Genomic DNA, 20,003 nt, shown 5'->3' with positions numbered 1-20,003 from the left:
AGTGAAACACCATGTCAAAAATCAATGCAGGAATCGCAATGGTAAAAGTTCTTGAAAGCTGGGGTATCGACCATATTTACGGCATTCCCGGAGGATCTTTCAATTCAATTATGGATGCGCTATATCAAGAAAAAACCGAAATCAACTACATTCAAGTTCGTCATGAAGAAGTCGGCGCACTCGCAGCCGCTGCAGATGCAAAATTAACGGGGAAAGTCGGCGCTGTCTTCGGCTCTGCAGGACCTGGTGCGACACATTTGATCAATGGTTTGTATGATGCACAGATGGACCATGTGCCTCTAGTAGCGTTCTTAGGACAAGTTGCTTCTACATCCATGAACTATAACTCTTTCCAGGAACTAAATGAAAATCCTATTTTCGCAGATGTCAGCGTATACAATCGTACAGTCATGACACCACAAAGTCTTCCGCATGTAGTAGATGAAGCCATTAAAGCCGCCTATGAGCATAAAGGCGTGGCTATCGTGACTATCCCTGTTGATCTTGGTTTTGAAGAAATTGACGAACAACCTTTCTCCACCGCTCACACTCATAAAACAAGTGTGATATTACCAGAAGAAAAAGATTTGCTAGCTGCTTTGCCTTATCTTGAAAAAGCAAAAAAACCAGTTCTTTATGTTGGTCAAGGAACGCGAAATGGATTTCCGCAAATCAAAGAATTCTCAGAACATTTTTCAGTTCCTGTTGTCGCTTCCGTTCTAGCAAAAGGAATTATTCCTGATGATTATGAAAACTTTCTTGGTTTTGCTGGACGTGTCGCTACTAAACCCGGAAATGAAGCATTGGCAGAAGCCGATCTGATCTTATTTGTCGGTAGCGACTTCCCATTTGGACGTGCATTTTTTAATCCAACTGCTGAATTTATCCAAATCGATATTGATGCGTCAAAATTTGGACGACGCCATGAAACATCTTTGTCGATCCTCGGTGATGCAAACACAGCTTTGCAAAGACTTGTCGAGTTAGGGGATGCTCGCCCTGCTGATAGCTGGTACCTAGCAAATCAAGAAAATAAAGAAAAATGGGTAAATTGGTTGAAATCTTTTGAAGATCGAGAGGAAGAACCGATTCGTCCAGAGGCTGTCTATAAAGAAATCAATCGTATTGCTGAAGACGATGCGATTTTCGTCACAGATGTCGGTAACACGACTATCCATTCTATTCGTTTATTGAATATGAACGGTAAACAAAAACATACGACATCTGGATGGTTCGCAACTATGGGTAATGGTGTGCCAGGAGGAATTGCCGCACAACTAAGCTACCCAGAAAAACAAGTATTTACCTTAAGTGGTGATGGCGGATTTGCTATGGTCATGCAAGATATCATTACACAAGTCAAATATCAGCTTCCAATTATTAATGTTGTCTTTTCGAATGATTCTTTTGGTTTCATCGAAGCAGAACAAGAAGATACGGAACAAAAGAAATTTGGTGTATTTTTAGAAGATGCAGATTTCGGTAAAGTTGGAGAAGCGCTCGGGGCAAATAGCTTTACAGTCACAGAATACTCGCAACTTCGATTTGCCTTTGATGCAGCTGCAAAATCAGATCGTCCTGTAGTAATCGATGTGAAGATCAATAACAAGCGCCCATTGCCAGTAGAAGATCTGCATTTAGATCCAAGAAAATATTCTGAAGAAGAAATCCAAGCATTCAAAGAAAAATATGAAGTCCATGATTTGCCAGTATTGAATGAATTATATGAAAAGAGGTTGTGACAACTGCGCTATGCTTCGAGTAATAAGAACGATGGACAGAAAATAGTTCCTCATATTTTCTAGGACAGCGATCTTATTACCGAGAAGCAGCAGGTGGAGCACCGTTTATCAGAGGTTGTGAAAAAGCTGGTCTGCATCAAGTAATAAGAACAGCCAAACAAAAATAGCTCCTCCTATTTTTCGTTTGGTTGGGCTTATTACCGCAGATGCAAGCTTTTAAACACCGTGTATCAAGAGGTTGTGACAACTGCGCTATACTTCGAGTATTAAGATACAATTTGTGTATATAGCTTCTCACATTTTTGCATAAATTTGTCTCGACACCTAAAAATCACCTCGTGCATATTTGTCCATGATAAAAAAGCCAGCTTCCAATTACAATAGTAAAACTGTAATCGGAAGCCGGCTTTTTTATTTGTTTGATTTTGCTTATCTAAATGCATAGACGATATGTGTGATACCAAATAACATAAAATAGAATCCAACTAAAAAGCTTAATGTCAACGCAGAAGAAATTGGATTAAACAATAAGAAAATACCTAATAAAATTCCTAAAATATTGACGATGATCGTAAACCAATAATATCCTTCACTTACTCCTCTTGCCAAGTCAGCAGTAAATAACGCTAAAACGGAATCAGCAATAAACCATACTGCAAAAACAAAAGGCAATGCTGCGACTCCTGCACCAATATTGAATAAGAAAAAGACGCCAACTAGAATATCGATGATCCCGATTATTAAGGGCATCTTTCCTTTATATCCTGTTAGCTCTTTTAATCTATTACGTACAAACAGTTCAAATATCCCTTTAATAAAGGCAAAAATCGCAAAAACTACTACAATTGCAACTAAATTTCCGACAGGGTCTTGAAATGATAACAATGAGACAAGTACAAATAAAATTCCCAAAATCAATGAGCCCCAGTCGATGGTTCTTTTTTCATCCATTTTCAATCCTTCTTTCATTTCTTTTACAGTTTTATAGTACTCCCTCTTATAAATAACGTCAAAAATTATGCTGTTGCAAACTAAAAAATCCTATAGCAGCTATTTCTACTCCTCTTTTATGTTTATTTTCTTCATTCTGTTTCACGTGAAACACAAAGAATGTTCGATTGCCTTGAATCTTTTACCTTTCCCCTATATAATTCTATAAGACTTGTCAAAAACTAATAATGATAAAAGTGAGGAAAAAAATTGATTACTGTAAATGATGTGAGTTTGCACTTTTCAGACCGCAAACTATTTGATGATGTGAATATTAAATTTACCCCCGGAAACTGCTATGGCTTGATTGGTGCAAATGGTGCAGGTAAATCAACGTTCCTTAAAGTGTTATCAGGGGATCTGCAGCCTTCCACAGGTTCCGTTACTATGGGACCAGATGAACGGATGGCCGTATTGAAACAGAACCATTACGACTATGAAGACTATACTGTACTTGAAACAGTCATCATGGGACACAAGCGTCTGTATGAAGTGATGAAAGAAAAAGATGCGATTTACATGAAAGAGGATTTCACTGACGAAGATGGTATTCGAGCAGCTGAATTAGAAGGAGAATTTGCTGAGCTTAATGGATGGGAAGCTGAACCAGAAGCAGCTGTTTTACTGCAAGGTCTGAACATCCCTGAAGAATTGCACCATCAGCAAATGAGTGAATTAACTGGTGGACAAAAGGTAAAAGTGTTATTAGCACAAACACTATTTGGTAAACCTGATGTTCTTTTGCTAGACGAACCAACAAACGGTCTGGATATCCAATCGATCAATTGGCTGGAAGAATTTTTGATCAATTTTGAAAATACTGTGATCGTTGTATCCCATGACCGTCACTTTTTGAACAAAGTATGTACACATATGGCGGATCTGGATTTTGGTAAAATCAAACTTTATGTAGGAAATTATGATTTTTGGTTGGAATCTAGTCAACTAGCGGCTAAACTTCAAGCAAACGCAAATGCCAAAAAAGAAGAACAAATCAAAGAACTCCAAGAATTTATTGCCCGCTTTAGTGCGAATGCATCAAAATCAAAACAAGCAACTTCACGTAAAAAAATGCTTGAAAAAATTACTTTAGACGATATCCAACCTTCTTCTAGACGTTATCCATTCGTTGGATTCAAACCTGAACGTGAGATTGGAAACGACTTATTGCAGGTAGAAAATGTAAGTGTAACGATTGATGGAAAGAAAATTTTAGATGATATATCTTTTAATTTGAGCAAAGAAGACAAGGTCGCTTTCGTCGCAGAAAATGATATAACAACAACAACGCTATTCAAAGTTATCATGGGTGAAATTACGCCAGATACTGGAACAGTACGTTGGGGTGTGACAACAAGTAATTCTTATTTACCAAAGGATACAACGAAAGAATTCGATACTGATCTAACGATTTTAGACTGGTTGCGTCAATATGCAAGTAAAGAAGAAGATGATAACACCTTCTTAAGAAGCTTCTTAGGAAGAATGCTGTTTTCTGGTGAAGAAGTATTGAAACCAGTGAATGTTTTATCTGGTGGAGAGAAAGTCCGTTGCATGCTTTCAAAAATGATGCTTTCGAAAGCTAACGTACTTGTATTAGATGATCCAACGAACCATTTAGACTTAGAATCAATCACAGCATTGAATGACGGCTTGATGGCATTTACTGGCTCAATCTTATTTGCGTCACATGACCATCAATTTATCCAAACATTGGCAAACCGCATCATTGCCGTTTCGGATAAAGGTGTGATCGATCGAGCTGATACGACATATGATGAATTTTTGGAAAATGCAGATATTCAAAAACAATTGAACGAGTTATGGGCATAATGGCCTATTTAGCTTAAAAAATAAAAAAACAGCGACCTCTAAGAGATAGGATGCTCATCTATCTTTTAAGAGTCGCTGTTTTTGTTACAATCAATTTCTGGGCTTTTTTACAGAATGAGTTACTGCTTTTATCGACTGATTCCCATCGAAAAAATCGCGATACAGCCATAGCCTGTGTGGCTGGCAATCGTTGGGCCTAATGGATAAAGTTTCACATCTTTCATCTTTATCTGTTCTTCCAAAAGCCGTTTTGCCTTCTCCGCGCTCTCTAGGTCCCCAGCGTAAGCCACATAAACGATTTGATCAAGTGGTGCAACGATTGTTTTTACCGTCTCATTGACGATTGTCTGGATCGACTTGTTTCTTCCTCGAACTTTGTCAACATTCGTCAGCCTTCCTTCTTTATCCACCGTAATAATAGGCTTTACACTCAATAGACTGCCAAGAGTAGCACTTGCTTTGGAAATCCTACCGCCTCGTTCTAGATATTTCAGATCGTCTACTGTTACCCATGAATGGACTTTCAAATAATTACTTTCCAGCCACTCTAGGGTTTCTTCGATGCTTTTACCTTCTTTTTTCAATCTTACAGCTTCCAATACTAAAAGCCCTTCCCCAATACTTGCAGCTTTTGTATCAAAAACATAGATCTCAGGGTCTTCATATTCTTCCTTCAGCAATTCAACCGCTTGAAGCGCACTACTGTAAGAGCCGCTTAATCCACTGGAAAAAGCCACATATAAAACAGGAATCTGTTTTTCCGCATAAGAACGGAAAAATTCTAAATATCGGCCAACATTGATTTGTGATGTCGTAGGCATCGCACCATTTTTCAGCTGATTCATGTAGCGGTCATAATTGAATGTCTTTCCGAGGTCATCTACTAACTCTTGATCATTCAATTGGAGATTCATTGATAAAAAATCAACTTTTTCTTTTGCTAATACATGGTATGGCAGATCACAACAAGAATCTGTTACAATTTGATACACATTTTTCAACCCCTTCTCGTTACATTTTACCCTTATCGTCTATTATAGCAAATCTCTTGCGCTAGACACACTTTAACCGGTTTATTTTCGCAAGTTCTAATCAAAATAAGAGGTTGTGACAGAAGTGGTCAGCTTCAAGAAATAAGAAGGAATTTACGAAAATTGCTTCTCAAATTTTTGTGAAATTTCGGCTTATTTCCGTAGAAGCTACTTCTGGAACACCGTGAATCAGAGGTTGTGAAATCAGCGTTTTGACCTGAGTATTAGAGAAAAAAACGGAAAAAATAGTTCCTCATATTTTGCCGTTTTTTGAGCTAATACCGAGGGTCAGCTGATTGAACACCGTTTACCAAGAGGTTGTGAGCCTGCCGTTTAGCTCCGAGTCACAAGGAACAATTTCAAAAAACAGCTTCTCATGTTTGTTGAATATTGTGACTTGTGACCGAGGAGTTGGCAGGAGAACACCGTTTAGTGGAGAGGTTGTGAAAAAGCTGCTCTGCATCAAGCAGTAAGAACAATCAGATAAAAATAGCACTCCATATTTTTCATCTGATTGGGCTTAGTGCCGTAGATGCAAGCTTTTGAACACCGTTTATTCGAAAAAAGGGACTGTGACACGGTTTTTGTCACAGTCCCTTATTCTGAATAAACAGTGTTCAAGAGACAGCCTATCGGCAATAAGGTTAAACGTCTCTTTCACTACCTCTTCAAGTTATTATTATCGTATAGATAAACACTTCGACTCGCTCTGGTAAGAACGTCCTGATTCAGTCGTCGTTTTTATCCTTAGATTTGCGCCCAGACGCTTTCTAAGATGTTTGTTTGTGTTCTATCAGGTCCGACAGAAAATGTTGAGATACGTACACCAACAAGCTCTGAGATACGACGTACATAGTTACGTGCGTTTTCTGGCAGTTCTGCAAGTGTTTTGCATCCTGTAATGTCTTCTGACCAGCCTGGCAATTCTTCATAGATTGGTTTGCAGCGGTTCAACTCTTTCAAGCTTGCTGGATAGTGGTAGATTAGTTCGCCATCTAATTCATAAGCCGTACAAATTTTTACTGTTTCCAATCCACTTAATACATCGATCGAGTTTAAGGATAGGTTGGTAATACCTGAAACTCGTTTAGAATGGCGCATAACTACAGAATCAAACCAGCCTACACGACGCGGACGACCAGTTGTCGTACCGTATTCTCGTCCTACTTCGCGGATTTGTTCTCCTGTTTCATCAAATAATTCAGTTGGAAATGGTCCATCACCGACACGTGACGTATAGGCTTTGCAGACGCCGACAACTTTATTGATTTTTGAAGGCCCTACACCGCTTCCGATTGTTACCCCACCGGCTACTGGGTTAGAAGAAGTAACAAAAGGATAAGTTCCCTGGTCGATATCCAGCATTACACCTTGTGCTCCTTCAAACAACACGCGTTTGCCTGCATCCAAGGCATCATTCAAGATAACGGAAGTATCTGTGACGTATTGTTTGATTTGTTGTCCGTATTCATAATATTCTTCAAAAATATCGTCAAAATCAAGTGGTTCTGAATCAAACATTTTTACAAATTGACGGTTTTTGTCATCTAGATTCAAACGAAGACGTTCTTCAAAAATTTCTTTATCTAATAAGTCTGCAATACGGATACCTACACGAGCTGCTTTATCCATATAGGCAGGTCCGATTCCTTTAATCGTTGTACCAATCTTGTTTTCGCCCTTAGCATCTTCTTGTAATTGGTCCAATTTGATATGATAAGGCAAGATTACGTGCGCGCGGTCAGAAATACGCAAATTACTTGTTTCTACACCTTTTTCATGTAAATAAGCTAATTCTTTAACCAATGATTTAGGATTGACTACAACGCCGTTTCCGATCACACTGATCTTGTCTTTATAAAAAATCCCAGAAGGAATCAAATGCAGTTTATAAGTCACACCGTTAAACTTAATTGTGTGCCCTGCATTGTCGCCACCTTGGTACCGTGCAATCACTTCAGCATTTTCACTGAGAAAGTCTGTGATTTTTCCTTTCCCTTCATCGCCCCATTGCGTACCTACTACTACTACAGATGACATGTGAACACCTCGTTCTATATTATTTAATCCTGAACCATTGTATCAATAATAGATACATATTTCAAATAAAATCGAATGATTTTTATTTTTATTTTATAAAAACGCTTAAAAAACGAACTTTATCTTTTTAGAATGGTTATTAAAAAAGAGGTTGTAACAGAAGTGGTCAGCTTCAAGAAATAAGAAGGAATGTACGAAAATTGCTTCTCAAATTTTTGTGAAATTTCGACTTATTTTTCGAAGAAGCTACTTCTGGAACACCGTGAATCAGAGGTTGTGAAAAAGCTGTCCTGCATCAAGTAATAAGAACAGCCAAACAAAAATAGCTTCTCATATTTTTCGTTTGATTGGGCGTATTACCGCAGATGCAAGCTTTTGAACACCGTTTAAGAAAGAGGTTGTGAGCCTGCCGTTTAACTCTGAGTCACAAGGAGCAATTTCAAAAAACTGCTTCTCATGTTTGATGATATTGTGACTCGTGACCGAGGAGTTGGCAGGAGAACACCGTTTAAGGAAAAGAGGTCGTAAGATCAGCGTTTTGACCTGAGTATTAGAGAAACAAACGTCAAAATAGTTCCTCATATTTTGACGTTTGCTGAGCTAATACCAAGGGTCAGCTGATTGAACACCGTTTATTCGGAAAAAGGGACTGTGACAAGACTTTTGTCACAATCCCTTTGGAGATCTGTTTTAATTAAGTGCTCTAGTCACTCTTGCAGTTACTCGTCGCATCTTATACGAGTGCTCTTAGTCATTGTGCAAGGCTGAACGCCTCTTTCACAACCTCTTCTTTAAAATTCTTCTCTTGGCGAAAGCGACGAAAACTTATTGTATTCTTTGATAAACAGTAGTTCAACTGTTCCTCGTGCACCGCTTCGGTTCTTCTCGATGATGACTTCGATGACGTTGTCATTTTTTGGCTCGTTTCCATCATCGTCATCTCCGCCTTCTCTTTCATAATAATCATCTCGATACAAGAAGGCTACGATGTCCGCATCTTGTTCAATTGATCCGGATTCACGAATATCACTTAGCACTGGTCGTTTGTCTTGTCGCTGTTCTACTCCACGAGATAACTGTGAAAGAGCAATGACAGGTACTTTCAGCTCTTTCGCCAGTTTTTTCAGTTGGCGAGAGATATCTGATACTTCTTGTTGACGGTTCTCTTTACCGTTACCTTCAATCAACTGCAAATAATCGATCAATATCAAGCCTAGATTGCCTTTTTCTTGAGCTAGTTTCCGACATTTCGCACGGATTTCAGAGATTTTGATCCCTGGTGTATCATCGATAAAAATATTTGCTCGAGAAAGACTCCCCATCGCAACGATCAGATTCGACCATTCTTCTTCCGAAAGCTGACCTGTACGTAAATGGCTGGCCTCAATCGAACCTTCTGCACAAAGCATCCGATTTACAAGAGATTCTGCCCCCATTTCCAAACTAAATATCGCAACAGAACGATCTGTTTTTGTTCCTACATTTTGAGCAATATTCAATGCAAACGCTGTTTTACCTACCGCTGGACGTGCAGCAAGAATGATTAGTTCTTCGGGCTGGAAACCTGCTGTCATTTTATCCAGACCTTGATAGCCAGTTGGTAGACCTGTGATTTCTTCATTGTTTTGAGCTAGTCGATCGATATTTTCAATCGTGGAGTTCAGTACTTCAGCAATAGATAAAAAGCCGCTTCGATTTCTTTTTTCCGAAACCTCCAAGATACTGCGTTCGGCATCATCTAAAATTGTTTGAACTTCTTCTCCTTGCTCGAATCCTTTCGTAACGATTCCTGTTGCTGTCTGGATCAATGTACGCAGCAATGATTTTTCTTCAACGATTTTCGCATAGTAGACGATATTTGCTGCTGTCGGAACTGCTAATGCCAAGTCTGAGAGATAACTTAAACCACCGGCATCTTCTAACAAATTGGCTTGTTCCAGCCGGTCTTTGACAGTAACCACGTCAATCGCTTCATTACGATCATTTAACTCGATCATTGTCTCAAAAATAATTTGATGGCCGCGACGATAAAAGTCTTTTGGCTCTATGTACTCCATGGCATCAATGATCGTTTCTGCGTCAAGAAAAACAGAGCCTAAAACCGCTTGTTCAGCTTCAATATTTTGCGGTGGGATTCGATCCTGCCACACTTCATTCATACGTATCGCTCCTTGTCTTCAATTGCTTCATTTTACAAGAAAATGAGAGAAAAGTCATCATTCGTACCGAAAGTGTAATAAAAAAATAGTTCTCTTTTATTATACTCGTTTTCTTTATGCTATTTTGCTGTTCCCAAAAAAGAAACCGAAATCAATCTGAAATCGATTTGCAGCTTTTGCTTTCATTGCTGCAGCTGTTTTCTCAGATAAATTTCGGTTTGTCTTTTCTCCTTCTGGTTATACTTACCAGCTGAACATCGCTATCAAGATTTGTTATTCTTGTACGACATGAACTTTGATCGTAGCCGTCACCTCATGATGAAGCTTAACAGGTACGTTTGTGTAGCCTAGTGAACGGATCGGATTTTCTAATTCGATTTTTCGTTTATCTAATTTGATTTTGTATTGTTTGTTTAACCCTTCAGCAATTTGTTTTGAAGGGATCGAACCAAACAAACGGCTGTCTTCCCCTGCTTTCGCCTTCAATTCGACTACAGTATCTTCTTTTTCCAAGAATTCTTTTAACTTTTTAGCTTCTTCCAAGATTTCAGCTTCGTGTTTTTCTTGCGCTTTCTTTTGTCCTGCTAACTGACTGATACTGCTTTTCGTTGCTTCTTTTGCCAAGTTATTTTTGATTAGATAATTTTGTGCATAACCTGCTGGAACTTCTTTGATGTCCCCTTTTTTACCTTTTCCTTTTACATCTTGTAAAAAAATTACTTTCATTTGGATTACTCCTTATCATATATTTGATTCATATTTTCTTTGATTGCAGCAAATAGCTTCTGTTTTGTTTCCTCAACTGTCGTATTTTCCAGTTGAGTAGCTGCGTTTGTGAAGTGTCCTCCGCCACCTAAGGATTCCATGATGATTTGGACGTTGATCGTGCCGGTACTTCTGGCACTGATCCCAATCAAGCCGTCTGTCCGCTTTGTAATGACGAAAGCTGCATTGATATTGATCATCGAAAGCAATGTATCTGCTGTTTTTGCTGCTATAACACTATTATACTCTTTTTCGTCTGTCCCTGCCGCCACAACAATATCAGAAGTCACATAGTCGCTTCCAGCAATCAAATTGCTGATCTCCAAGTATGTCGCTAAATCCGAGCTCAATAAATATTGTACTAAGGATGCGTCTGCTCCACAAGACCTTAAATAGCTGGCAACGTCAAAAGTTCGTGCAGTTGTACGGACATTGAAACTATTTGTATCTACAACCATTCCTGCAAGCAATAATGTGGCCTCAAAACGATCTAAGCGATTTGTTTTGCTGCTTTGGTATTGGATCAGCTCAGAAACTAGCTCTGAAGCTGAAGAAGCTGAAGATTCGATATAAGTCAGCAGAGGTTTACTTGGAAACTCTTCCCCACGACGATGGTGATCAATGATCACAATCTTATCAAATTGCTCATATAGGCCCTGAGAGATCGATAGAGAAGGTTTATGGTAATCCACCATCACGAGGAGGTCCTCTTCTTTTTTCAGCTCTATGGCACGTTCTGGAGAGATTAGTTGCATTTCTAATTCAGGATGCTTATGGATTTCTTCAAGACACCGTTCTACATCTGGAATGATCTCGTTCTCATTGATAACGATGTAAGCTTTTTTCTGGTTGAAGCGTGCCAGACAACTGACACCAAAAGCAGAGCCTAAAGCATCCATATCCGGAAACTTGTGCCCCATGATAAACACATCGCCTGTTTCATCAAAAATCCGACGCAAAGCGGTACTCATCGCTCGAGAACGAACACGCGTGCGTTTGACATTCTTAGCAGATTTCCCCCCATAATAAACAGGTTTTGCTCCTTCTTTTACCTCTTTCACGACAACTTGGTCGCCTCCACGGACTAAAGCAACATCTAAATTATTCTGAGCTTCTCCACCGATTTCATCGAGGGTTCTTGAGCCATAAGCAATCCCCATACTAAGGGTGATAGGCGAGCTCTGTTTTTCAGCTTCTGCTCGAAAGCGATCCAGCAAATCAAATTTTTTATCCATCATCTTTTTCAGATCGATCATCTGTGCTACGAAGAAAAACCGTTCTGCGTTGATTCTTTTGAAAAAGACATGGTATTCATTCATCCAGTCAGAAACTAGTGTAGTGACGAAAGAGTTCAAATAAGAAATCTCTTTGTCATCTAATTTATCAATGGCATCTGCATAGTTATCAATAGATAAAATACCAATCACCGGCTGACTGTTCGTCTGATGGAGTTTTAACAACTGGTTTTGGGTAATATCATTAAAATAAACAACACCCTTTACTGTATCCATATCAAACTGAAATGTTTTATCTGCTAGATAGACTTGGTTTTTCTTTTTTTCTTTTGCAGTAAAAAAAGTATCTAGCAATTCTTCCTCTGTTAATCCACTTTGATCTTTGATTTTCAATGCTAATGGATTGAGCCATTCGATTTTTTGGCTTGATGGCTGATAAGCAATCACTCCTACAGGCATGACTTCTGAGACATAAGCTAGATTGGTTTCAGCTACAGTCGAAGCCTGCTGGATTTTTTCACGTTTATTTAAAATAAGCCAACGTTTCATTTTCAACCAATAGCGAACACCCCATAAATTCATCAATAGAATGACCGAAGCGCTAACAAAACGAAATGGTAAAATTAAGACTACCAATACTTCGATTAATATAAACAGGATAAGGAAGAGAGGTTTCGGGGATAAATGATTGTTTTTATTTTCCATAATTTTCCTCCCATATATGACTAATTTGATTTTACCATAACTTTCGTCATTCGAGCGACTAAACGAATAGAGGTTATTTTTACAGAAAAAAAGGAATTGAATAGCTGATCAAAAGGATCAGTCATTCAATTCCTAGGATTTATTAGTCTTCGCTAACGAAAGGTAGCAAGCCCATGATACGAGCGCGTTTGATTGCAACAGTAATTTTACGTTGGTTTTTAGCGCCTGTACCAGTTACACGACGTGGCAAGATTTTACCGCGTTCTGAAATAAATCTTTTTAGTAATTCGATATCTTTATAATCGATATATTCAATATGGTTAGCAGCAATGTAGTCTACTTTACGACGTTTACGTCCGCCTCTTCTTTGTTGTGCCATTCTATTTCCCTCCTATCAAATTCGTTTAGAATGGTAAATCATCGTCTGAAATGTCGATCGTTGAACTTGAGCCGAATGGGTCAGAAGTATCACGGTCGAAATCAGGCATACCGTTGGATGATTGAGATGTTTGATTAGAGTTATTGTTTCCGCCAAATCCGCCAGCTGATTGACCAGAACTTTGGAATCCGCCGCTTTGTTGACGATTTTCAGATGCAGAACGACTTTCCAGCAATTGGAAGTTGTCAGCTACTACTTCTGTCACGTATACACGTTGTCCTTGCTGATTATCATAAGAACGAGTTTGGATACGTCCAGTAACACCTAAAAGTGTTCCTTTACGAGCATAGTTTGCTAAAGTTTCTGCTGATTTGCGCCAAATCACACAGTTGATAAAATCAGCCTCGCGATTGCCGCTTTGGTTTGTAAAATTACGATTCACAGCCAAAGTAAATGTTGCGACTGCCGTACCACTTGCTGTGTAACGCAAATCTGGATCTTTCGTCAGACGTCCAACTAATACAACATTATTAATCAAAATAGTCATCTCCTCTCATCGTTTTCTATTGTTTCACATGAAACAACAATTAAGCTTCTTCTTTAACAATCATGTGACGAATGATATCGTCGTTGATTTTAGCAAGACGGTCAAATTCATTGACAGCATTTGCTGATGATGGAGAAGATACTTTAACGATGTGATAGATACCTTCACGGTAACCGTTCATTTCATAAGCGAAACGGCGTTTTTCCCAATCTTTTGATTCGATAACTTCTGCTCCGTTATCTTTCAAGATTGCATCGAAACGTTCGATTAAAGCAGTTTTTGCTTCTTCATCAATGTTTGGACGAATAATGTACATGATTTCATATTTCGTGTTTTCCATTGATATTCACCTCCCTGTGGACTTTCGGCTCTTAGGTTCCTAAGAGCAAGGAGAGTTATCTAATTAATTAGACTACTCACAAGCTCTGATTATACACTCTATTTTGGTCAAAAGCAATACAGAATGAACAGTTTCGAATATTTTAAGAGAAATTCAACTAATCAAAAAAGCCAGCAGGAATAACCAGATTTTTTAATCGGTCATTCTTGCTAGCTTACACAATTAGTCTTGATGGTTATTCTTCTGATCCTTGTTCTTCAACTGTTTGTTCTGCAGCTTCTGGTTCGACTGCTGCCATCGTGACAACTTTCGTATCAGCTTCCATCTTCATCAAACGTACGCCTAATGTTGAACGTCCAGTTTGAGAAACAGTCGATACGTTGAAACGGATAATGACACCTTTATCTGTAATCAGCATGATGTCTTCATCTCCAGAAACAGTGGTCAACCCAGCTAGTGGACCATTTTTTTCAGTGATGTTCGCCGTTTTGATCCCTTTACCTCCGCGGCCTTTCACTGGATATTCCGATACTTTTGTCCGTTTTCCGTAACCTTTTTCTGTGATCACTAATACTTCTTGATTTCCCTTCATTAAGGCTGCCCCAACGACATAATCTTCCTCACGCAGGCGTATCCCTCTGACCCCGGAAGCTGTACGTCCCATATCGCGGACTGCTTCTTCTTTGAAAGTGACAGAGTAGCCGTTATGTGTTCCGATAATGATATTAGATTGACCATCTGTCAGTAGCACATTGACGAGCTCATCGTCTTCTTTCAAACCAATTGCGATCAGACCATTACTTCGGATGTTAGCAAAAGCAGTGACAGAAGTACGTTTTACTGTACCTTGACGCGTCGTAAAGAAGAGATAGTGGCCTTCTTCTGCTTCTCCCGTCACCGCAATGATTGCCTGGATGCTTTCACTCGAATCGATACCTAGTAAATTGATGATTGGGATTCCTTTGGCTGTACGCCCGTATTCTGGAATTTCATATCCTTTTGCCCGATACACTTTTCCGTTATTCGTAAAGAATAACAATGTATCATGGGTAGAACAAGAAACCAGATTTTTGACGAAGTCGTCATTGTGGATACCCATTCCTTGGACACCACGTCCACCCCTTCGTTGAGCTCTGAATTCATTATTTGCCAAACGTTTGATGTAACCATTGTTTGTCAATGTAATAACGATTTCTTCTTCTTCGATTAAATCTTCATCTTCCAGACTTAAGACCTCACCGACTAGTAATTCTGTGCGTCGTTTATCACCAAATCGTTGATTCAAGTCTGCTAATTCATTCTTGATAATTTCTGTAACACGTTCTGGTCTTGCCAGAATGTCAGTTAAATCTTCAATCAGTTTTAAGAGTTCTTGGTATTCATTTTCGATTTTTTCCCGTTCCAAACCGGTCAATCGGCGTAAACGCATATCTAAAATAGCTTGGGACTGGCGATCGGATAAATCGAACCGTTCGATCATCGTCGCTTTTGCTTCGTCATCTGATTTAGACCCACGGATAATCGCAATGATTTCATCGATATGATCCAAAGCAATACGCAAACCTTCTAAAATGTGTGCCCTTGCTTCTGCTTTTTCTTTTTCAAAGACCGTCCGTCTTGTGATGACTTCGCGCTGATGTTCGATATAGTTTTCAAGAATTTGTTTCAAGCTCAAAACTTTCGGCACACCTTTTTCGATCGCCAACATATTAAATCCAAATGAATTTTGCAAGGATGTCAATTTATATAAGTTATTCAAGATAACGGATGCGCTGGCGTCACGACGGATGTCAATGACGATCCGCATACCTTCACGGGAAGATTCGTCCCGCAAATCTGTGATCCCTTCGATACGCTTGTCTCTGTGCAGTTCAGAAATCCGTTCGATCAATTTTGCTTTATTGACCATATAAGGCAATTCTGTCACGATGATCCGTTCTTTACCATTTGGCATCTCAGTAATCTCAACTTTTGCACGTACGGTAATAGAACCCTTACCTGTTTCATACGCTCTTCGGATTCCTGATTTTCCCATAACCAAACCACCTGTTGGAAAATCTGGTCCAGGTAATACTTCCATCAATTCATTGGTCGTCACATCAGGATTATCCATCAGCAAATCGATAGCCGCTACTACCTCAGACAAGTTATGAGGTGGGATATTCGTGGCCATACCTACGGCGATCCCCGTTGTTCCGTTCACTAAAAGATTCGGGAAGCGAGCAGGTAGTACAACTGGTTCTTTTTCTGTATCATCATAGTTGCTTTGGAAATCAACAGTGTTCTTATTGATATCACGCAGCATTTCTGTAGCGATTTTGCTCATCCGTGCTTCGGTATAACGCATAGCGGCGGCACCGTCACCGTCAACAGAACCAAAGTTTCCATGACCATCCACTAGCATATAACGGTAGCTGAATGGCTGCGCCATCCGTACCATTGACTCATAGATCGCACTGTCTCCATGAGGATGGTATTTACCCATGACATCTCCGACGATTCTGGCAGATTTTTTATGGGCTTTATCCGGTGTTACACCTAATTCGTTCATGCCGTATAAAATACGGCGGTGAACGGGTTTCAGACCATCTCTGACATCAGGAAGTGCACGTGCGACAATAACACTCATCGCATAATCGATGAAGGAGTCTTTCATTTCGCTGGTTAGATTGACATCATGGATGTTTTCTCTGATTTCTTCACTCATTCTTTTTCCTCCTTCATGATTAAATATCTAAGTTCTTCACATAGTGTGCATTTTCCTCGATGAATGCACGACGGGGTTCTACTCGATCCCCCATCAACATTTCAAATATCTGATCTGCTGCAATAGCATCGTCCACACTGACGCGGGCCATCATCCGATTGCTTGGGTCCATAGTTGTTTCCCATAGTTGATGATCATCCATTTCTCCAAGTCCTTTATAACGCTGAACGCTTGGTTTTGGTGAGGCAGGAAGTGAAGCAACGACTTGTTTCAACTCTTCTTCTGCATTTTTTCCTGGTTGTACATACGTAATATTCTTCCCTTGTTTTACCCCGTATAAAGGTGGCTGAGCAATATAGACGTATCCAGCTTCAACAATAGGACGCATGTAACGATAAAAAAGAGTCAGCAACAATGTACGGATATGCGCGCCGTCGACATCGGCATCAGTCATGATAACTAATTTGTGGTAGCGAGCTTTCGATACATCAAAATCTTCTCCAAACCCTGTACCCATAGCAGTAAATAAAGACCGGATCTCTTCATTTGCCAAGATCTTGTCCATGCTTGCTTTTTCAACATTCAAGATTTTCCCACGAATAGGCAAGATGGCTTGAAACTCTCGATTACGACCTTGCTTAGCTGATCCGCCGGCCGAATCTCCTTCGACGATGAACAATTCGCATTTTTCAGGATCGTTGCTAGAGCAGTCCGCTAATTTTCCTGGCAGATTACTAATCTCTAAAGCACCTTTACGTCTCGTTACTTCACGCGCACGTTTCGCTGCTAGACGAGCTCTGGAAGCTAGTAATCCTTTTTCAACAATTTGACGGCCCACACTTGGGTTTTCCAGCAAGAATTTCATGAAATGTTCGCTAAATAACCGATCAGTGACTGTCCGTACTTCGGAATTACCCAATTTTGTTTTTGTTTGTCCTTCGAATTGAGGGTCAGGATGCTTGATAGAAATAACAGCTGTCAATCCTTCTCGCACGTCTTCACCGGTCAAGTTGTCGTCATTTTCTTTCATCAGCTTTTGTTTTCGGGCATAATCATTTATCACACGAGTTAAAGCAGTCTTGAATCCTGATTCATGTGTTCCGCCTTCATACGTATGGATATTGTTGGCAAAACTCATGATATTGGAATGGTAGCCGTCTGTATATTGCATAGAGACTTCAACTGCGATATCTTGCTGTTCACCTTCCAAATATACAGGTTCTGGAAAAATCACGGTTTTGTTTGCATTCAAGTATTCGACATAACTTTTGATCCCGCCGTCATAATGGTATTCATTGATGACTGGTTCTTCTTCTCGTTTGTCTTCAATCGATATACGCATCCCGCGGTTCAAGAAAGCAAGTTCACGGATCCGGGTAGCCAATTTTGAAAAATCAAACTCAGTTGTCTCTGTAAAAATTTCAGGGTCTGGCGTAAAGTGAACCGTTGTTCCATGGCGATCCGTTTGTTCGATAATCTTTAAGTCGTCCACTACAGCTCCACGACGATATTCTTGATAGTACACATTTCCTTCTTTGTATACTTTGACATCAAGCTGTGTAGAAAGCGCGTTAACAACAGAAGATCCTACTCCGTGAAGTCCACCAGAAACTTTGTACCCACCACCGCCGAATTTTCCTCCAGCATGTAAAACAGTAAAGACCGTTTCAACTGCAGGACGTCCAGTTTTTACCTGGATATCTACAGGTATCCCCCGACCGTCGTCAATAACGGTGATACTGTTGTCTTTTTCAATAATCACATGGATTTTCGTTGCAAAACCTGCTAATACTTCATCGATCGAATTATCGACAATTTCCCAAACAAGGTGATGCAGACCCTCAGAACTAGTCGAACCGATATACATGCCAGGTCGTTTACGAACGGCTTCAAGTCCTTCAAGTACTTGAATCTGACTGGCATCATACTCTTTAGCGCGTTCTACTAAACTTCTTTCTTCTGTCATTCAGTTTCTTCTCCTTTTAGTTTCCCTTGTTGAACATAAAAAATCTCAGGTTCAACAGTCATTTTATTTTTTACATGGTCAAGTGTCGTTGTTGTTAAGAACGTTTGAACTTTTCCTTCGATTGTTTCTAGCAGATGGAGTTGACGATTATCATCCAGCTCGCTCATCACATCATCTAACAAAAGGATTGGATATTCCCCTGTCTCTTCTTTAATCAAATCGATTTCTGCTAATTTGACACTTAGTGCAGTTGTTCTTTGCTGTCCTTGCGATCCATAAGTCTGCACATTTTTCTGATTAATAAAAAAGGAAAGATCGTCACGATGAGGACCAACTGTCGTTGTTCCCCGAAAAAGGTCTTTCTTTTTATTTTGGTTCAAAAGTGCGAGAAATTGTTCTTGGATTTGCTCTTGCGTATGTGTTTCTAAAGAATCGACTGCGGTGAGATACTCGATTTCCAGCTGCTCTTTTTGATGGGTGATTTGCTGATGCAAAGAATTAGCCCAAAACTCCAATCGCTTGACGAACTGTGCTCTTGCTTTCAATACTTTGCTGCCAAACGCTGCTAGTTGTTCGGACAAAATATCCAAATAAAGCAAATCAGTTTGTTTTTTTTCATTCAATTGCTTTAAATACTGGTTTCTTTGTTTCAAAATTGCTTGGTATTGGACAAGATCATAAAGATAGATTGGATTGATCTGGCCTAATTCCATATCTAAAAACTTCCGCCTGATCTGCGGGCTGCCTTTTACTAAAGAAAGATCTTCTGGTGCAAATAAAATGACATTCATTTGTCCCACGTAAGTACTTAACTTTTTCTGTTCGATATGGTTGATCTTGGTTTTTCGGCCTTTTTTAGATAATAAGATTTCTAATGGAAGAGTGGATGAACCTTTTGTGATCTCTCCTTGAATCATCGCCTGATCGTCAGTCCAGCCAATCAATTCCTGCTCACTACTTGTCCGATGACTTCGCGTCATAGCTAATACGTAGATACTTTCTAAAAGATTCGTTTTTCCTTGCGCATTTTCTCCTAAAAAGATGACGAGGTTCTTGGAAAATTCGATGTTCAGCTCTTCGTAATTTCGATAATTTTTTAAATACAGCTTATTCAGCCTCATTATCGTCGTTTCCTTTTTTTACCATAAAAAAAGTTCCTACTTCTGGAACTTCAACCATCATGCCGGGATAAAGTTTGCGTCCACGACGATTTTCTGGTTCGCCATCGACTAACACAGTGTTTTCTGCCAAATACCATTTTGCTTGTCCGCCACTACCGATAACTGTGACTTCTTTCAACATTTGGCCCAACGTCATGAATTCCGTATTTAGAATGACTTGTTGTTTCAATGCCCATCCCTCATTTTCATTATTAAAAGTATACTCTATTATACCTTTTTTTTCGCAATAAAACAAATTTATCCATATATTTTTCCATATAAGACGATTTAATCTAAAAAAGGTGATTTAAACAAAAATAAACAGAAAGCCTTAAAAGAGATTTTAGGGCCTTCTGTTTAAAATTTTATTTTTTCTATTTCTTTTCAATTAAATTTTCAAGAAC

The 20,003-nt window shown here is 39.4% G+C and carries 15 protein-coding genes; 2 read left to right on the top strand and 13 right to left on the bottom strand.

Annotation, left to right across the window (positions count from 1 at the left end; genetic code table 11):
• Positions 1-11 precede the first annotated feature (11 nt).
• Positions 12-1,742 (top strand): pyruvate oxidase, encoded by a 1,731-nt coding sequence (gene spxB, locus OZ002_RS00170; RefSeq protein ID WP_002288384.1) that lies wholly within the window; start codon positions 12-14, stop codon positions 1,740-1,742.
• Positions 1,743-2,171: 429 nt separating this feature from the next.
• On the opposite strand, the gene OZ002_RS00165 is transcribed toward spxB, so the two are convergent.
• A complete protein-coding gene (locus OZ002_RS00165) occupies positions 2,172-2,693 on the bottom strand; it encodes an HdeD family acid-resistance protein (RefSeq protein ID WP_002309892.1) in 522 nt (173 codons plus the stop codon).
• 249 nt (positions 2,694-2,942) lie between these two features.
• Between OZ002_RS00165 and OZ002_RS00160 the strand changes: the two genes are divergently transcribed.
• The gene (locus OZ002_RS00160; RefSeq protein ID WP_002297801.1) at positions 2,943-4,565 is read left to right on the top strand and encodes an ABC-F family ATP-binding cassette domain-containing protein; all 1,623 of its coding nucleotides are present in this window, start codon (positions 2,943-2,945) and stop codon (positions 4,563-4,565) included.
• A 128-nt stretch (positions 4,566-4,693) separates the two neighbouring features.
• Here OZ002_RS00160 and OZ002_RS00155 read toward each other — a convergent pair whose 3' ends face one another.
• The 12 genes from OZ002_RS00155 to yaaA all read right to left on the bottom strand — a co-directional run bounded on the left by OZ002_RS00155 (position 4,694) and on the right by yaaA (position 19,789).
• Positions 4,694-5,557 carry a DegV family protein gene (locus OZ002_RS00155; RefSeq protein WP_002288377.1) on the bottom strand — a complete coding sequence of 288 codons (864 nt, stop codon included), beginning with the start codon at positions 5,555-5,557 and terminating at the stop codon, positions 4,694-4,696.
• Positions 5,558-6,343: 786 nt separating this feature from the next.
• Positions 6,344-7,636, bottom strand: coding sequence for an adenylosuccinate synthase (locus tag OZ002_RS00150; RefSeq protein WP_002288375.1), 1,293 nt, complete (start codon positions 7,634-7,636; stop codon positions 6,344-6,346).
• Between the two features lie 791 nt (positions 7,637-8,427).
• The gene (dnaB, locus tag OZ002_RS00145; RefSeq protein ID WP_002288373.1) at positions 8,428-9,795 is read right to left on the bottom strand and encodes a replicative DNA helicase; all 1,368 of its coding nucleotides are present in this window, start codon (positions 9,793-9,795) and stop codon (positions 8,428-8,430) included.
• Positions 9,796-10,068: 273 nt separating this feature from the next.
• Entirely contained in the window at positions 10,069-10,521 is a 453-nt protein-coding gene (gene rplI / locus OZ002_RS00140; RefSeq protein ID WP_002288372.1) for a 50S ribosomal protein L9, read from the bottom strand.
• A gap of 5 nt (positions 10,522-10,526) precedes the next feature.
• Positions 10,527-12,500: a DHH family phosphoesterase gene (locus OZ002_RS00135; RefSeq protein WP_002288371.1), complete on the bottom strand. Its 1,974-nt coding sequence runs from the start codon at positions 12,498-12,500 to the stop codon at positions 10,527-10,529.
• Positions 12,501-12,642: 142 nt separating this feature from the next.
• On the bottom strand, positions 12,643-12,879 hold the full coding sequence (gene rpsR / locus OZ002_RS00130) for a 30S ribosomal protein S18 (protein ID WP_002288370.1): 237 nt from the start codon (positions 12,877-12,879) through the stop codon (positions 12,643-12,645).
• Between the two features lie 25 nt (positions 12,880-12,904).
• Positions 12,905-13,417 (bottom strand): single-stranded DNA-binding protein, encoded by a 513-nt coding sequence (gene ssb / locus OZ002_RS00125; protein ID WP_002288368.1) that lies wholly within the window; start codon positions 13,415-13,417, stop codon positions 12,905-12,907.
• Between the two features lie 49 nt (positions 13,418-13,466).
• Complete coding sequence (gene rpsF, locus OZ002_RS00120; protein ID WP_002288366.1) at positions 13,467-13,766, bottom strand: 30S ribosomal protein S6; 300 nt, start codon at positions 13,764-13,766, stop codon at positions 13,467-13,469.
• Between the two features lie 235 nt (positions 13,767-14,001).
• On the bottom strand, positions 14,002-16,473 hold the full coding sequence (gyrA, locus tag OZ002_RS00115) for a DNA gyrase subunit A (protein ID WP_002307296.1): 2,472 nt from the start codon (positions 16,471-16,473) through the stop codon (positions 14,002-14,004).
• A 19-nt stretch (positions 16,474-16,492) separates the two neighbouring features.
• Positions 16,493-18,439: a DNA topoisomerase (ATP-hydrolyzing) subunit B gene (gene gyrB, locus OZ002_RS00110; RefSeq protein WP_125179018.1), complete on the bottom strand. Its 1,947-nt coding sequence runs from the start codon at positions 18,437-18,439 to the stop codon at positions 16,493-16,495.
• Positions 18,436-19,560, bottom strand: a complete 1,125-nt coding sequence (gene recF, locus OZ002_RS00105) for a DNA replication/repair protein RecF (protein WP_002288363.1) — start codon at positions 19,558-19,560, stop codon at positions 18,436-18,438. The genes gyrB and recF overlap by 4 nt, the downstream gene beginning before the upstream one ends.
• A complete protein-coding gene (gene yaaA, locus OZ002_RS00100) occupies positions 19,547-19,789 on the bottom strand; it encodes a S4 domain-containing protein YaaA (protein WP_002295251.1) in 243 nt (80 codons plus the stop codon). Before yaaA ends, recF begins: the two co-directional genes overlap by 14 nt.
• Between the last annotated feature and the right edge of the window lie 214 nt (positions 19,790-20,003).

Source organism: Enterococcus sp. E4-150, assembly GCF_035726465.1.
GTDB classification, from domain to species: Bacteria; Bacillota; Bacilli; order Lactobacillales; family Enterococcaceae; genus Enterococcus_B; species Enterococcus_B faecium.
This window is presented reverse-complemented; position numbering and strand designations above follow the sequence as displayed.

Bases quoted from the DNA above. Each gene is read 5' to 3' on its own strand.
- OZ002_RS00165 (WP_002309892.1), bottom strand. From the start codon at position 2,693: ATGGATGAAAAAAGAACCATCGACTGGGGCTCATTGATTTTGGGAATT.
- rpsR (WP_002288370.1), bottom strand. From the start codon at position 12,879: ATGGCACAACAAAGAAGAGGCGGACGTAAACGTCGTAAAGTAGACTAC.
- gyrB (WP_125179018.1), bottom strand. From the start codon at position 18,439: ATGACAGAAGAAAGAAGTTTAGTAGAACGCGCTAAAGAGTATGATGCC.
- OZ002_RS00150 (WP_002288375.1), bottom strand. From the start codon at position 7,636: ATGTCATCTGTAGTAGTAGTAGGTACGCAATGGGGCGATGAAGGGAAA.
- OZ002_RS00135 (WP_002288371.1), bottom strand. From the start codon at position 12,500: ATGGAAAATAAAAACAATCATTTATCCCCGAAACCTCTCTTCCTTATC.
- rpsF (WP_002288366.1), bottom strand. From the start codon at position 13,766: ATGGAAAACACGAAATATGAAATCATGTACATTATTCGTCCAAACATT.
- recF (WP_002288363.1), bottom strand. From the start codon at position 19,560: ATGAGGCTGAATAAGCTGTATTTAAAAAATTATCGAAATTACGAAGAG.
- gyrA (WP_002307296.1), bottom strand. From the start codon at position 16,473: ATGAGTGAAGAAATCAGAGAAAACATCCATGATGTCAATCTAACCAGC.
- dnaB (WP_002288373.1), bottom strand. From the start codon at position 9,795: ATGAATGAAGTGTGGCAGGATCGAATCCCACCGCAAAATATTGAAGCT.
- spxB (WP_002288384.1), top strand. From the start codon at position 12: ATGTCAAAAATCAATGCAGGAATCGCAATGGTAAAAGTTCTTGAAAGC.
- rplI (WP_002288372.1), bottom strand. From the start codon at position 10,521: ATGAAAGTAATTTTTTTACAAGATGTAAAAGGAAAAGGTAAAAAAGGG.